Below are 16,424 nucleotides of genomic sequence, written 5' to 3'. Positions count from 1 at the left end.
TGCGTGCATCAGCTTTCCTCGGTGACGCGCAGGACTTCCTCAAGGGTGGTCTGCCCGGCCAGTGCCTTGGCCAGGCCATCCTCGTACATGGTGCGCATGCCGCCCTCGCGGGCGATGCGCTCGATTTCGCCCATGCCGTCGCGGCGCATCACTGCACGCCGCAGCGCATCGTTCATCACCAGGAATTCCATGATGGTGGTGCGCCCCAGGTAGCCGGTCGGTGCCAGCGCCGACGGTCGCGGGCGGTACAGGTGGATCGTGCCCTGTGGCTGCAGGCGGCGCAGGTCGAAACGTTCGATCTCCTCCGGCGACGCCTCATAGCGCTCGGCGTGGGTCGGTTCCAGCCGCCGCACCAGGCGCTGGGCCAGGATGCCGTTGATGGTGGAGGTAAGCAGGTAATCCTCCACGCCCATGTCCAGCAGGCGGGTGATGCCGCCGGCCGCGTTGTTGGTGTGCAGCGTGGACAGCACCAGGTGGCCGGTCAGCGCGGACTGGATGGCGATGCGCGCGGTTTCCAGGTCGCGCATTTCGCCGATCATGATGATGTCCGGGTCCTGGCGCACGATGCTGCGCAGGGCATTGGCGAAATCCAGGCCGATCTGCGGCTTGGCCTGGATCTGGTTGATGCCCTCGATCTGGTATTCGACCGGATCTTCGACGGTGATGATCTTCACGTCGGCGGTGTTGAGCTGGCTCAACGCGGTGTACAGCGTGGTGGTCTTGCCCGAGCCGGTCGGGCCGGTCACCAGCAGGATGCCGTGCGGTTGTTCCAGCACCTTGCGGAACTGTGGCAGGAAGGCATCGGTGAAGCCCAGGCGGTGGAAATCGAACACCACCGTTTCACGGTCGAGCAGGCGCATCACCACGCTTTCGCCGTGCGCGGTCGGCACCGTGCTCACGCGCAGGTCCAGTTCCTTGCCCTGCACGCGCAGCATGATGCGGCCATCCTGCGGCAGGCGGCGCTCGGCGATGTTCAGCCGGGCCATGATCTTGATGCGGCTGATCACCGCAGCAGTGAGGTTGGCCGGCGGGCTTTCGCCTTCCACCAGCACGCCATCGACGCGGTAGCGCACCTTCAGCCGGCTTTCGAACGGTTCGACGTGGATGTCCGAGGCACGCAGTTCCACCGCGCGCTGGATGACCAGGTTGACCAGGCGGATCACCGGCGCTTCGGAGGCCAGGTCGCGCAGGTGCTCGATGTCATCGACCGGCCCGCCCTCGCCGTCGGCGGTTTCCACGATCGCCCCCATCGCACTGCGGCCCTGGCCGAACCAGCGCTCGACCAGATCGTCGATTTCCGAGCGCAGGCCGATCACCGGCTGCACCGGCACGCCCAGCGCCAGCTGCACGGCCTGTTGCGGGTAGCCTTCGTGGGCATCGGCCAGCCACAGGCGCACGCCCTGTTCATCCAGCGCCAGCGGGCAGACATGGAACTGCTTGAGGAAACGCAACGTCAGCGGCAGGCTCTCGGACAGCGCCTGCGGCGGTGCATCGGGCAGCTGCCGGCCCTCCACCAGCGGCAGGCCCAGGACATCGGCACTGGCCTGTGCCTGGTCACGTTCGGACACCAGCCCCAGGCGCACCAGCAGGCCCAGCAGGCTGCCGCCGGCCTGGGCATGCAGCACGCGCGCGCGCGACAGGTCCGCTTCCTTCAGCCGGCCACGGGCAAGCAGGGCATCGAGGATGCGTCCTTCGGTGGTGTCGACGATGGCGGGCGCGGCGGCGTTCACGTTTCTCTCCTGTCGATCGGCCCGACTGTAGCAGTTTGCCCGGCATTTCCGCTGCCTGGCCAGCATCCGTACAACGGCCAAACAATGAAAAGGGGCATCCGTCACGTGCCGCGACGGATGCCCCAACGGGATACAACGTCACCCGGGGGCGAACACCCCCAGAACGGTGCAGGTTACTGCGTGGCCAGGATGCTCACCCCGCTGAACGCGGCTTCGCCCACCACCTTCACGTACCACGCACCGGCGGCCGGTGCGGCCACGCGCACGGTTTCCGAATTGCCCGGCCGGGTGGACCGGGCGTCATTGTCGGTGGCGCTGGGTACGCGTCCCTGGGCCAGGTACAGCGACACGTTGCCGCTGCCGCCATAGGTCAGCACGCTCAGCGGCTTGCCGGCCTGCGCCTCGAAGCGGAACACGGTCTCGCTGCCGGCCGCGCCGCTGGCACCGGCGAACGGCACCTTGTTGGTCAGCGGCGTACCTTCCGGCTCGCAGTTCTCCGTGCAGGGCTCGGCCAGGGCCAGATCCAGCGCGCGCTTGGCATCGACGATGCCGGTACCGATCGGCGTGGCCGCCGGGATGGCGACCGGGAACGGCCGGGCGCTGTCCTTGAGCAGCTGGCGCAGTGCCGCCGGCGCCAGCGGGTCGCGGGCATTGGCGATCAGCGCGCTCTGCACCAGCGCGGCCACCGCGGCCACGTGCGGTGCGGCCATCGAGGTACCCGCCTTGCCACCGATGGTGTAGCTGGTGGTCACGCCACTTTCCGGCGGCGAGGTGGTGTTGCGCGAAACGGCCTGCCACACGTAGCCGTTGGGGTTGCCATCGACCACGCCACCGCCGGGACCGGACAGGTCGATGCGGGTACCGAAGTTGGAATACGAGGCGATCGCACCGGTGATGCCGGTGGCCGCCACCGACACCACGCCATCGCAGTTGGCCGGGCGTGAGTTGCTGACGTTGTAGCCCTCGTTGCCGGCCGCCACCACCACCAGCGTGCCGCGGTTGGTCGCACCGGTGATGGCCGCCTGGTAGGCCGGATCACAGGACCCTGCACCACCCAGGCTCATGTTGATGATCTCGGCCGGGTTCGGGTTGGCCGGGATGCCCGCCACGGTGCCGCCCGATGCCCAGGTGATGGCATCGGTGATGTCCGACAGGGTGCCACCGCAGTACCCCAGCACGCGCACCGGCAGCACCTTGGCCTTGTAGGCCAGGCCTGCGGCATCCACGCCGTTGTTGGTTGCCTCGGCGATGGTGCCGGTCACGTGCGTGCCGTGCCAGGTGCTGTTGCGCACCGGCGAGCCGGCGTAGCACTCGTTGGCGGTGGTCATCCAGTCGCCATGATCCAGCGCGCCGGGCACGCGTCCGTTGGCCGGACGGCGCGAACGCTGTGCGTCGCTGATGAAGTCATACCCCTGCAGCAGCGTGCCTGCGGCGAAATCCGGATGCTCGGGCAGGATGCCGGTATCGAGCACCGCCACCACGATGCCCTCGCCCTGCGACACATCCCAGGCGGCCGGCGCGTTCACGCCCCCGACCGGGTTGTGGAAGTGCCAGTTGTGGCTCTGGTAGTACGGGTCGTTGGGCACCAGGTTGGGGCCGGCATCGGCGCTGGGCCGTGCCTGCACCCGCGCGCTGGCCGGCAGGTCGAGCGGATACATGATGGCATCGGCCACCGCGTATTCCACTGCCGGGTCGGCCTTCAGTTCAGCCAGTACCCGCGACAGTTCCCCCTCGCCGAGGCGCGCGTTGAGGCGGATCAGGTCGGCACCGATGCCCAGCCGGCGCGCCACCTGCGGGCTGAACGCCGCGCTGCGGGCCGCCGCACCGAGGTTGGCGCCGCCCACGGTGGCGCGCGACAGTGCGGCATTGACCACCGACACCTTGGATGCCGCGTCGCTGGCGGCGGCCGTGCCGCTGCGGTACTTCACGATGATGCCGTCGGCCTGCTGGGTACGGGGCGCCGACAGCGGCGCGCTCACCGGCGGCGAGGCCGCCTGTGCCAGGCCCGTGCCGGTCATCGCCAGCACGGCGGCGGCAAGTACATTGATGCGGAGGTTCTGCTTCTTGATCACGTCGACATCCTCTTCTAGGTCATGGATAGAACCAACACTCAGCCATCGCTTCCCTGGCCATCACTCCCCGGCCGGCCAAGCCGGGGTGGCCGTGACCCGCCCCTCAGGCCCACCTGCGGTCATGCCGGCCGCAGGTCGCGGCCGGCATGCAGGGCTTACCACCCAAAGCCGGCGCCGACGCCGACCGAACTGTCATCACTGCTGAACGCCCCCCCGACGGTGACCGTGGCACGGTCGCTGATCGCGCGCTGGTAACCCAGCGACAGGGCCGATTCCCCGCCCTGGAAGCCGACGCCGACGCCGACGCGGTTCTGCGTGCGGATGCCGGCAGCACTGGTGGCCATGTTCAGCATGGCCGCCCCCATCGCGCCCTGGCGGTCGAGGCGACGGTCGATGTGGCGCAGGCGGCGGTCCACGTCGCCCTTGAACACGTCGAAGCTGTCGGCCATGGTCTGGAAGCGCGTATCGGTGTAGCTGTTGGCCGTGGCCACGCCACGGTCCAGCTGCCCCTTGTTGACCGCATCGGTGGCCTGCGTGCCGGCGGCGACATTGGTCACCTGGCGCTCGTTGCCGGTGCTGCCCACCGACACCGTGTTGGCCCGATCCGCCACCGATCCCTGGCCCAGGGCCACGGCATTGCTGGCCGTTGCCACCGCGCCCTGGCCGATGGCCGTGGACGACACGCCGCTGGCGACCGCGCCATCCCCCACCGCCACGGCGTTGAAACCACCGTTGGCGGCAGGCAGCGCCGCCGGCTGCGGCGCCGCCGCGGCCGGGGCGGGAACGCCCTGCACCGCGCTGCCGGCGCTGGCCTCGGCACTGGCCAGCGCACCCTCGGCGGACAGCGCCATCGCATTGGCCGACGCCACGCGGGCACGCGATGTGCCACTGCCGGACACGCGCTGGTCGATCTCGCTGACCTTGCGGTCCAGTGCCCCCAGCGCATCGCCGACGTTGCTGTAGGTGCTGCCCTGGATCACGTAGTTGGGCGCGACGAACACGCCCTGCAGGCCGACGCTGGCACCGCCGCCGAGGAAGCTGGCGGCGTCGCTGAGCGAGCGGAACAGCTGCGCACCGTTGATGGCCTGGCGGCTGTCGGCACTGATGCTGCCACCGCCCACGTTGTCCAGCACCGTGCCCTGCAGGCCGGACAGGGTCAGCCGCTCGCGGCTGGCGTCGTCATAGCTGACGGCGTTGGCGGTGGCGGTTTCGACCGTATCGATGCGCCGGTCGACATCCCCCACCCGTGTTTCCACCGCGCCGACCCGCTGGTTGGTGCTGTTGAGCTGCCCACCGGTGACCGCATCGCTGCTGCCGGCGGCGATGCGTCCATCGGCAAGGTTGATGATGCGGCGCGTGGCCGGGCCATCGGTGCCGTTGCCGCCGCCGACGGAGACCACGTTGGCTTCCAGCGCGCGCGCGCCGGACCCCAGCGCCACGCTGTTGGCACCGGTCACCCCGGCGTTGGCACCCAGCGCCACGCTGTTGGCACCACCGTTGGCGATGGCGTTGTAGCCCACGGCCACGCCATTGCTGGCGGTGGTGGACGCCTGGCGGCCGATGGCGGTGCTGTTGGCGCCGCGCGCCGCGCTGTCCGCGCCGAGCGCGGTGGCACCGGCAACACTGGCACTGGCATTGGCGCCCAGTGCCGCACTGCGCGCGCCGGCCGCACTGGCCGCACTGCCAGCAGCGACAGCCTCACTGCCCGCTGCGCTGGCCGTCCCGCTGCCGTTGGCCTGGAAGTGGCGGCCCACGGCATTGGCCGTGGCGGCGACGGCATCCAGCTGCCCCTTGTTGACGGCATCGGTGATGTCAGTGCCAGCTGCCACATGCGTCAGCTGGCGTTCGCTGCCCGTGGCACCGATCGCCACGCTGTTGTCGCGCTCGGCCTTGGAGCCTGCGCCCAGCGCCACGCTGTTGATGCCGTTGGCGGTGGCACTGGCCCCCAGTGCGGTGGATTCAGCCCCGGCCGCCCACGAATTCCAGCCGACGGCCGTTGCGTAATCGTCGGTGGCCCAGGCACCGGCACCAAAGGCAGCTGCACCGTAGCCACTGGCGCGCGATGGCACCAGGCCGAAGAAGGTGCTGCCACCGATGGCGACGCTTTCATCGCCGGATGCTTCGCTGGACGCCCCCATCGCCACCGCGCTGGCGCCGCTGGCCGTGGCGAACACGCCGGCAGCGGTGCTGTTGGCGCCGCTGGCCAGCGTGCCGTAGCCCAGTGCCGAACCCAGCCGCCCGCTGGCTTCGCTGTAGCCGCCTACCGCGGTGGTGCCATCGGCCGATGCCGATGCACGGAAACCACTGGCCAGCGACTGTGCACCGCTGGCGATGGCTTCGGCACCGGTGGCTGCGCTGTACACCCCACTGGCCTGTGCGCCGGCACCGGCAGCAACGCTGCTGATGCCACTGGCCGCCGCGCCGCTGCCCAGGGCGGCGCTGTCGGCGCCACTGGCCTGCGCGTTGCTGCCGACCGCAGCAGCATTGCTGCCGGTGGCCAGGCTGTTGAAGCCCACCGCGGTCGCATTGGCCGCCACGGCGGTGGCACCGCTGCCCAGGGCCGTGGCGCCGTTGCCGATGGCATTGGCGGCTTCACCGGCCGCCAGCGCGTTGTCACCTTCCACATAGGCGCCGGCGTCGCTGTCGGCGCTGCCGCTGGCCTGGAAGTGCTTGGCCGTCTTGTCGGCCGTTGCCGCCACCGCATCCAGCTGGCCCTTGTTCACGGCATCGGTGGCCTCGGTACCAGCGGCCACGTGGGTCAGCTGGCGCTCGCCGCCGCTGCTGCCGATGGCCACCGTGTCATCACGATCGGCGCGCGAACCCGCACCCAGCGCAACACTGTTGGCACCGTTGGCGGTGGCACTGGCCCCCAGTGCGGTGGATTCGGCTCCGGCCGCCCACGAATTCCAGCCGATGGCCGTTGCGTAATCGTCGGTGGCCCAGGCACCGGCACCAAAGGCGGCTGCACCGTAGCCACTGGCGCGCGACGGCACCAGGCCGAAGAAGGTGCTGCCACCGATGGCGACGCTTTCATCGCCGGATGCTTCGCTGGACGCCCCCATCGCCACCGCGCTGGCGCCACTGGCCGTGGCGAACACGCCGGCAGCGGTGCTGTTGGCGCCGCTGGCCAGCGTGCCGTAGCCCAGTGCCGACCCCAGCCGCCCGCTGGCTTCGCTGTAGCCGCCTACCGCGGTGGTGCCATCGGCCGATGCCGATGCACGGAAACCACTGGCCAGCGACTGTGCACCGCTGGCGATGGCTTCAGCACCGGTGGCCGCGCTGTACACCCCACTGGCCTGTGCGCCGGCACCGGCAGCAACGCTGCTGATGCCACTGGCCGCCGCGCCGCTGCCCAGGGCGGCGCTGTCGGCGCCACTGGCCTGCGCGTTGCTGCCGACCGCAGCAGCATTGCTGCCGGTGGCCAGGCTGTTGAAGCCCACCGCGGTCGCATTGGCCGCCACGGCGGTGGCTCCGCTGCCCAGGGCCGTGGCGCCGTTGCCGATGGCATTGGCGGCTTCACCGGCCGCCAGCGCATTGTCACCTTCCACATAGGCACCGGCATCGCTGTCGGCGCTGCCGCTGGCCTGGAAGTGCTTGGCTGTCTTGTCGGCCGTTGCGGCGACGGCATCAAGCTGGTTCTTGTTGACCGCATCGGTGCCGTTGGTACCGGCCGCGACGTTGGTGACCTGGCGTTCGTTGCCGGCACTGCCGACGGACACCGTGTCATCACGGTCGGCAATCGAATCGGCGCCGAGCGCGACACTGTTGGCGCCGCGGGATTCGGCTGCGTTGCCCAGCGCCGTGCTGTTGGTGCCCGGCGACCAGGCACCACCGCCCACCGCCGTGGAGTAATTGCCCGATGCTTCGGTGGCCAGCAGGCCGAACAGCGAACCCCCGATGGCGACGCTGTTGGTGCCGGTGGCCAGGCTGCCCTGGCCGGTGGCGGTGCTGTACGCGCCGGCGGCCTGTGCGTCACCACCGACGGCCACGCTGTTGGCACCCGATGCCTGTGCGGCGTTGCCGAACGCGGCGGCGTTGAAGGCCGAGGCGATGGCGCCGCCACCGATGGCCGTGCTGTAGCCGCCCGTGGCCTCGGCGCCGAAACCGAACGCCGCCGATGCGGTGCCGCTGGCGATGCTCTCGCTGCCGACGGCGGTGGCGCCCTCACCGCTGGCGCTGCTGAAGTAGCCCACGGCCACAGCTTCCTCGCCGCTGGCCTCGGACAGCGCGCCGCTGGCGGTGCTGCCGGCGCCACTGGCCACGGCCGCCGCACCGAAGGCGGCACTCTGTTCACCGCTGGCTTCGCTTTCGGCGCCCTGCGCGGTGGCGTATTCGCCGCTGGCCTGCGCGTTGGCGCCGACGGCGCTGGCGTTGGCCGCGCTGGCCACGGCGTTGAAGCCCAGTGCCTGTGCGTTGCTGCCCACGGCCGTCGCGCCACTGCCCAGCGCCGTGGCACCGTCACCGATGGCATTGGCCGCTTCGCCGGCCGCCAGCGCGTTGTCGCCCTCCACATAGGCACCGGCGTCGCTGCCGTCACTGCCACTGGCCTGGAAGTAGCGGCCCGTGGTGGTGGCCGCCGTGGCCGCAGCAGCGGCAGTCGCCGATACCGCATCCAGCTGTGCCTTGTTCACCGCGTCGGTTGCCTGCGTACCCGCGGCCACGCTGGTGATCTGGCGTTCGCTGCCGGCCGCACCGACCGACACGCTGCGGTCGCGGCTGGCGACCGAACCGGCGCCGAGTGCGACGGCATTGCTGCCACTGGCATTGCTGCCCGCGCCCAGCGCAATGGCCGCGGCGCCGCTGGCGACGGTGTTGCTGCCGATGGCGATGCTGTTGCTGCTGTTGCCCAGGGACTGGAAGCCCAGCGCGACACTGCCGTCGCCGTAGCCGAATGCACCACGCCCGACTGCCGTGGCGCTGGTGCCGTTGGCCCAGCTGTTGTAGCCGAGGGACGTCGAACCGATGCCGCTGGCCCAGGCCGCCGTACCGAACGCCGAGGCATTGGCCGCCGTCGCCCACGCACCGGAGCCGAACGCGCTGGCACCGCTGGCGGTCGCCCAGCTGTAGCCGCCGACCGCGGTGCTGTCATCGCTGCTGGCGAACGCGCTGTCACCCACCGCCACGGCGTAGCTGCCCGTCGCGCGCGCCTTGCCACCGGCCGCCAGGCTGTTGTCACCACTGGCCTTGGCCGCGCTGCCGAAAGCAGTGCTGGTGGCACCGGTGGCCTGCGCGGCATTGCCCACTGCAGTGGCATCGGCAACGGCCGTGGTACCGACCTTCACTGGCGTGCCATCGGCGTTGACCAGTGGCTGGTTGAATTCATCATAGGCCTGGCCAAGGCCACCGATGGCCACGCCCCCGCTGCCACTGGCAGTGGTGTTGCGGCCCAGCGCCACGCTGTCATCGCCCAGTGCCGAAGCACCCGCGCCCTGGGCAACGGCACCGGCACCGATGGCGTTGCTGGACGAGCCGGCGGCGATGGCCCCTTCGCCTTCGGCGTAGGCGCCTTCGGTGCTGCCGCTTTCCGGCTGTGCCTGGAAGAAGCGCGCCGTGGTGCCGGCGGTACTGGCCACGGCGTCCAGCTGCGCCTTGTTCACCGCATCGGTCGCTTCGCTACCGGCGGCGACACTGGTGATCTGCCGTTCGTTGCCCGCGCTGCCGACGGCAACCGTGTTGGCACGCACGGCTTCGGAGTTGGCGCCCAGTGCCACGCTGTTGGCACCGCGCGCGGTGGCGTAGTAGCCCACCGCCGTGCTCTGCGCGCCACTGGCCCAGGTCTGCGCGCCCAGCGCGCTGGCGTTTTCACCCGGCGCATAGGCGAAGTAGCCCACGGCGGTCGCTTCGGCACCGGAGGCTTCGGTCAGGCTGCCGTTCGCCACGGCATACGCGCCACTGGCGATGGCACCGGCGCCCACGGCCGTTGCGGCTTCGCCGCTGGCCTGGGTCTGCACGAAGAAGCCCAGGCCTGGAATCAGGTCGGCCGGCCCACCGATGGCCACGCTGCTGGTACCGGTCGCGTTGCTCTGCGTGCCCAGCGCCGTGGCGTAATCGCCGATGGCGTTGGCCACCGCACCGAACGCCGCCGACTGCGCACCGCCGGCATAGGCGCCCACGCCGAAGGCCGAGGCCGCGAAGCCCCCTGCCTCGGCGCTGGCGCCCACGGCGGTGCCACCGACACCGGCGCTGGTCGCGCCGGTATCGACCGGCACGCCACCGCTGGTGATCAGCGGGTTGCCATTGGCATCCACCGCTGCACCACCGACCGCCACGCTGCCCGGCCCGACGGCCTGTGCGTTGTGGCCGAAGGCGGCGCTGTTCTGCCCGGCTGCCAGTGCGTTGTTGCCTACCGCCGTGGCGTTGCGTGCCACGGCCGTGGCGCCGCTGCCCACGGCGGTGGTGCCGTTGCCGATGGCGTTAGCCGCTTCGCCGGCGGCCAGCGCGTCATCGCCCTCGGCCAGCGCACCGGCATCGCTGTTGCTGCTGCCGGTGGCCTGGAAACGCTTGGCCGTGCCATCGGCCACTGCGGCCACGTCCTTGAGCTGGCCGACGTTGACCGCATCGGTGTCTTCACTGCCAGCGGCCACGCTGGTGATCTGGCGGGTCAGGCCATAGGCGGCCGCGCCGACGGACACCGTGTCCACGCGGTCGGCCAGCGAGCCGGCGCCGAGCGCGACACTGCCGGTGGCCACCGCCGCGGCATTGCTGCCGAGCGCGGTACTGAATTCACCCACCGCGGTGCTGAACGCACCGACGGCGATCGAGGCTTCGTTGGCGGCGGCAGCGCCGCGCCCCAGCGAGGTGCTGCCCGGGCCCATCGCCACGGCGCCGGCGCCGACCGCCGTGGCGCCATCGGCAGTGGCTTCGGACAAGGCACCCAATGCGGTGGCTGCGCCGTTTTCACTGGCCGCGAAGGCACTGGCGCCGACAGCGGTATCGCCCAGGCCCAGGGCGATCGCGCTCTGCCCGACCACCACGCTGGCATCGCCCAGCGCCAGCGCATTCTGGCCGAACGCACTGGCCCCCAGGCCTGCGGCCACGGCCTCCGTGCCCACGGCCGTGGTGGCGTTGGCCACGGCCTGTGCACCGGCACCGGCCGCCAGTGCGCCGTCGCCATCGATCACCGCCGCGTCGCTGTCATTGCCCGCGCCGTCAGCCTTGAAGTAGCGCTTGCCTTCGGCGGCCACCGAATCCAGCGCCGCCTTCTGGCTGCGTGCCTGCGCATCGAGCTGTGCCTTGTTCACCGCATCGGTGTCGGCGGTGCCGGCCGCGACGTGGGTGATCTGCCGTTCCTTGCCGGCATCACCGACGGACACCGTGTTGGCGCGCGTGGCCTTGGAGCCTGCGCCCAGCGCCACGCTGTTGGCACCGCTGGCGCTGCTGCCGGCACCGATGGCCACGGCATTGCTGCCCTTGGCGCTGGCGTTTCCATCCACCACGCACTTGTCCAGGATGCTGCCCCCCAACACCAGGCAGTTGACGTTGCCGCCGATTTCCACCGCCTGCGCCGCGGCGCCTCCGGCGGCGGACAGTCCCACCGCCAGCGCCAGTGCTGCGGCCAGCCGCATCGCGACCGGTGAACCGGCACGGCGTGCGTCGATGAGCGTGCCGCCTGCTGTCGAGGAGGCCAATTCCGAGGCCACCACCAGTTGGCCCAGTGCTTTGTTCCAGACCTTGCGATAAATCCGGTTCATCGATACGGCTCCTTGTATTGGACTGGTTTCAGGCAAAGCAACGCCAGCGCTGGACCGCGTGGTCCAACGTCCCCAGAGGGCGTTATTCGCGTGATTTACTGCGGGGTTTTCCGGACGGCGCGCAGCGGCATGCATCCTGACGCGGCACCAGACGGCTACTGCGGGATGAACAGAATCAAAATGACGATTGAGTGTTAACGTGAAGGAGAATCATCGTCAAGACTTTGACACAGCAAAACTCATTGCCGTGAGCTAGTTCACCCTTTCTCTTGTTTATGTCGACATTATGTGAAGACATGGTGATCGCGGCATCGATCCGGGAAAACCGTGTAACCCATGGAGCGTGCACGGTTTTTATCGGGCAACAAAAAACCCGCCGGCGAACCGGCGGGTTTTCCATACGCACTGGCATTGATGCCGTGCGCAACATCAAGCGTGCCTCACGCGATCAACCGCACCACACGCGTGCATTGCGGAACATGCGCATCCACGGCGAATCACCCTGCCACTCGGCCGGCGCCCAGCTCAGGTTGAGTGCGCGCGGCGTGCGTTCCGGGTGCGGCATCATGATGGTGACGCGGCCGTCGGTGGTGGTCAGGCCGGTGATGCCGTCGGGCGAGCCGTTCGGGTTCAGCGGGTACTGGCTGGCCACCTTGCCGTCGCCATCGATGTAACGCAGCGAGACGCGTGCGGTCGCCTGGTCCACGGTGTTGGCGAACACCGCACGACCTTCGCCGTGTGCCACGGCGACCGGCAGGCGCGAGCCGGCCATGCCACGCAGCAGGATCGACGGCGATTCCACCACTTCCAGCAGCGCGGTGCGGGCTTCGAACTGCTCGCTGGCATTGCGGCGGAACTGCGGCCAGTGCTCGGCACCGGGGATGATGTCCTTGAGCTGGCTCATCATCTGGCAGCCGTTGCACACGCCCAGCGCGAAGCTGTCCTCGCGCGCGAAGAACGCGGCGAAGGCATCGCGCAGCGCCGTGCGTTCCAGCACCGAGGTCGCCCAGCCGCGGCCCGCGCCCAGCACGTCGCCGTAGCTGAAGCCACCGCAGGCCACCAGGCCGGTGAAGGACTGCAGTTCGACGCGGCCTTCGATCAGGTCGCTCATGTGCACGTCGAACGCGCGGAAGCCGGCGCGTTCGAAGATGTTCGCCATTTCGATCTGGCCGTTGACGCCCTGTTCGCGCAGGATCGCCACGCGCGGGCGCGCGCCGCTGCTGATGAACGGCGGTCGCTCCTGCGCGTCCTGCGCCCGCGACACTGGTACAGCCATGTACGGCGCGGCGACATCTTCATTGATGTCGAAGCTGAGCTTCGGCTTCAGGCCCGGCGCAGTGAAGGCACGGGCAACCTCACGCTCGGCATCGGCATTGTCCGGGTTGTCACGGCGCTTCTGCATGGCGTGGGTCACCGACCACCAGGCATCGAACAGCGCTTCCCAGCGCCATTCGGCCAGGTTCTGGCCACCCAGCGACACGCGCACCACCGGTGCGGTGGTCGGCCTGGCGATGCGCTGCGCGCATTCGGTCAGGGCATGGCGCTCGACCAGGTCGGCGAACGCGGCGCGGTCTTCGCGGGCGATCTGCACCACCGCCCCCAGTTCTTCATTGAACAGGCTGCGGAACGGATCATCGCCCCAGGCATCCAGCGCGATGTCCAGGCCCAGCCGCGAGGTGAAGGCCATTTCGCACAGCGCGGCGAAGGCACCGCCATCGCTGCGGTCGTGGTACGCGCGCAGCAGGCCGGCCTGGCGTGCATCGCGGATCAGCTCGAAGAAGCCCCGCAGGCGCTGCGGATCGTCCAGGTCCGGCGCGGCACCGGCGAAGGCCGGCAGGTCCGCGTGGTCGGCATGCACCTGGGCCAGGATCGAACCGCCCAGACGCTGCTTGCCGGCCCCCAGGCCGATCAGCCACAGCTCGCTGTCCACATCGCGGTCCAGCAGCGGGGTCAGCTGCTGGCGCACGTCGGCCACCGGCGCGAAGGCCGAGATGACCAGCGACACCGGCGACACGCTCTTGTGCGCTTCACCCTGGTCGTGCCACTGCGCCTGCATCGACAGCGAGTCCTTGCCCACCGGGATGCTGATGTCCAGCTGCGGGCACAGTTCCATGCCCACCGCCTTGACCGCGTCATACAGCAGCGCGTCTTCGCCCGGGTGGCCGGCAGCGGCCATCCAGTTCGCCGACAGCTTCACTTCATCCAGTGCATCCACCGGGGCGGCACACAGGTTGGTGATGGCTTCGCCCACGGCCATGCGTGCCGACGCGGCGGCGTCGAGCAGGGCCAACGGGGTGCGTTCACCCAGCGACATCGCTTCACCGGCCACGCCGTCGAAGTCGGCCAGGGTGATGGCCACGTCGGACACCGGCAGCTGCCACGGGCCCACCATCTGCTCGCGCGCGGTCAACCCGCCGACGCTGCGGTCGCCGATGGTGACCAGGAAGTTCTTCGCCGCCACGGTCGGGTGCGCGAGCACGCGCAGGCCGGCGTCCTGCAGGTCCAGGCCACCGGTCTTCAGCGCCGGCCAGCGCGGTGCCGGCGGGTGCGCGGTGTCGCGGTGCATCTTCGGCGGCTTGCCGAACAGCACGTCCATCGGCAGGTCGATCGGCGCATCGGCCGGGGTGTGGCCCGGCACGGCGCCGTAGGCCACCACCAGGTGTTCCTCGGCGGTGGCCACGCCGACGGCGGCGAACGGGCAACGCTCGCGGGCGCACAGCGCGGCGAACTCGGCCAGGCGCTCCTGGGCCACGCCCAGCACGTAGCGTTCCTGCGACTCGTTGCACCACAGCTGCATCGGCGACAGCGACGGGTCATCGGTGGGCACCTTGCCCAGGTCGATCACACCGCCGACGTTCGAGTCGTGCAGCAGCTCCGGGATGGCATTGGACAGGCCACCGGCACCGACGTCGTGGAAGAACTTGATCGGGTTGTCGGCGCCCATCGCCACGCAGCGGTCGATGACCTCCTGGCAGCGGCGCTCCATTTCCGGGTTGTCGCGCTGCACGCTGGCGAAATCCAGGTCTTCGGCGCTCTCGCCCGAAGCCACCGAACTGGCGGCACCACCGCCCAGGCCGATCAGCATGGCCGGGCCACCGAGCACGATGACCGCATCACCGGCCTGCAGCGGGATCTTGTCGACCTGGATGCGGTCGATGGCACCCAGGCCACCGGCCAGCATGATCGGCTTGTCGTAGGCGCGGACCAGGTCGGCGCCTTCGGGCAGCTCGAAGCTGCGGAAGTAGCCGAGCAGGTTCGGGCGGCCGAATTCGTTGTTGAACGCGGCGCCGCCGAGCGGGCCGTCGGTCATGATTTCCAGTGCAGGGGCCATGCGCGGGTTCAATGCGCGCGGCGCTTCCCACGGCTGCGGCAGCTCGGGAATGCGCAGGTGCGAGACCGAGAAACCGGTCAGGCCGGCCTTGGGCTTGCCGCCACGGCCGGTCGCGCCTTCGTCGCGGATTTCACCGCCGGCACCGGTCGAGGCGCCCGGGAACGGTGCGATCGCGGTCGGGTGGTTGTGCGTTTCCACCTTGATCTGGAAGGCGCTGGGCACCTGCGGCTCGCGGCGGTATTCGCCGCTGGCCGGATCGGGACGGTAGCGCGAGGCCGGGTGGCCTTCGATCACTGCGGCATTGTCGCTGTACGCGCTGAGCGTGTGCTGCGGGGTCTGCTGGTGGGTGTTCTTGATCATCCGGAACAGCGAACGGTCCTGTTCCTGCCCGTCGATGGTCCAGCTGGCGTTGAAGATCTTGTGGCGGCAGTGCTCGGAGTTGGCCTGCGCGAACATCATCAGTTCGACATCGGACGGCGAACGACCCAGCGCGGTGAAGCGTTCGCGCAGGTAGTCGATCTCGTCCTGGGCCATGGCCAGGCCGAGGCGCTGGTTGGCGGCCTCCAGCTGGTCCACCGGCACGCGCTCCAGTTCCCCCCGGGCCAGCGTGGTGAACAGGGACCGGCCCTGCGCCACGGTCTCCAGCACCGACTGGGTCATCGGGTCATGCAGGGCCTTGACCAGCGCCTGCTGGGCGGCGGCATCGGCCGGCCAGCCCTGTACGTCGATGCGCAGACCGCGTTCGACCCGGCTGACCGGCTGGCCGGCACCGCGGACCAGTTCGGTGGCCTTGCTGGACCAAGGCGACAGGGTGCCCAGGCGGGGTACGACGATGCGGCTGACGGCGCCGTCGGCGACGGCCTCGGCCTGCGGCTGGGCTTCCAGGATGCGGCACAGGGTGGCCACGTCGGGGGCGGCCGTGCCTTCGGGCTGGACGAAGTAGACGTGCCAGGCGCCGCTGATGCGCAGGGAGGGAGCGATGGACTGCAGGCGGGATTCAAGGCGTTCGCGGCGGAACGGCGACAGGGCGGGCGCGCCCTCGAGGACCATCATGTCCGGGGAACCGTAGTTGGGAAACGGGCCGGACATTGTACCGGAAGCGGGGGTGGGGCTTTGGCCGGGCGGTGCCCGGCACCCGCAGAGGCCAGGGCGACGGCCAGAGCCGAAGCAAGAGCCAGAGCAACAGCCGGTTCGCTGAGGGCTGGCGGGGCGGGTCCGGTTGCGGGGGACGCCGCAAGTACGTCCCTGTAGGCTTGTCCGCGGCATCCATGCCGCGGACACCCCCGCAACCGGACCCACCCCGCCTTCGACAGATTTCCGCGATCTGCCGGAACGGCACGAGGTCGGATCCCGATGCTTCGCAACGGGCTCTGACCCTGCATTTGTTGCGATATCTGATGAATCCATCCACGCATGGCGTGGATGGGAGCGAAGCGACCGGCTTTTGCTTTTGCTTTTGATTTTTTGCTTTTGCTTTTGATTTTTTGTTCTGTCTTCCGTGGCTGGCCGCGCAGGAAACTGTCCAGGGCCGGGCGGGTGGGCATCGCGGGGGTGTCCGCGGCATGGATGCCGCGGCCAACCCCCAAGGACGGGTTTACGG

The 16,424-nt window shown here is 69.9% G+C and carries 4 protein-coding genes; all 4 read right to left on the bottom strand.

All coding sequences use genetic code 11. The annotated features are described in order from the left end of the window. Positions 1-8 precede the first annotated feature (8 nt). The 4 genes from gspE to purL all read right to left on the bottom strand — a co-directional run bounded on the left by gspE (position 9) and on the right by purL (position 15,877). Positions 9-1,730 carry a type II secretion system ATPase GspE gene (gene gspE, locus Q9R17_RS11150; RefSeq protein ID WP_308154712.1) on the bottom strand — a complete coding sequence of 574 codons (1,722 nt, stop codon included), beginning with the start codon at positions 1,728-1,730 and terminating at the stop codon, positions 9-11. Positions 1,731-1,903: 173 nt separating this feature from the next. Next, a complete protein-coding gene (locus Q9R17_RS11145; RefSeq protein WP_308154711.1) occupies positions 1,904-3,802 on the bottom strand; it encodes a S8 family serine peptidase in 1,899 nt (632 codons plus the stop codon). Positions 3,803-3,957: 155 nt separating this feature from the next. Beyond that, entirely contained in the window at positions 3,958-11,493 is a 7,536-nt protein-coding gene (locus tag Q9R17_RS11140; RefSeq protein WP_308154710.1) for an ESPR-type extended signal peptide-containing protein, read from the bottom strand. Positions 11,494-11,941: 448 nt separating this feature from the next. Continuing rightward, positions 11,942-15,877 (bottom strand): phosphoribosylformylglycinamidine synthase, encoded by a 3,936-nt coding sequence (gene purL / locus Q9R17_RS11135; protein ID WP_308154709.1) that lies wholly within the window; start codon positions 15,875-15,877, stop codon positions 11,942-11,944. Between the last annotated feature and the right edge of the window lie 547 nt (positions 15,878-16,424).

This window comes from Stenotrophomonas sp. 24(2023) (genome assembly GCF_030913365.1).
Classification (GTDB): Bacteria; Pseudomonadota; Gammaproteobacteria; order Xanthomonadales; family Xanthomonadaceae; genus Stenotrophomonas.
Note: the sequence above shows the minus strand (reverse complement) of the source record. Positions and strands in the feature narration are given on the sequence as shown.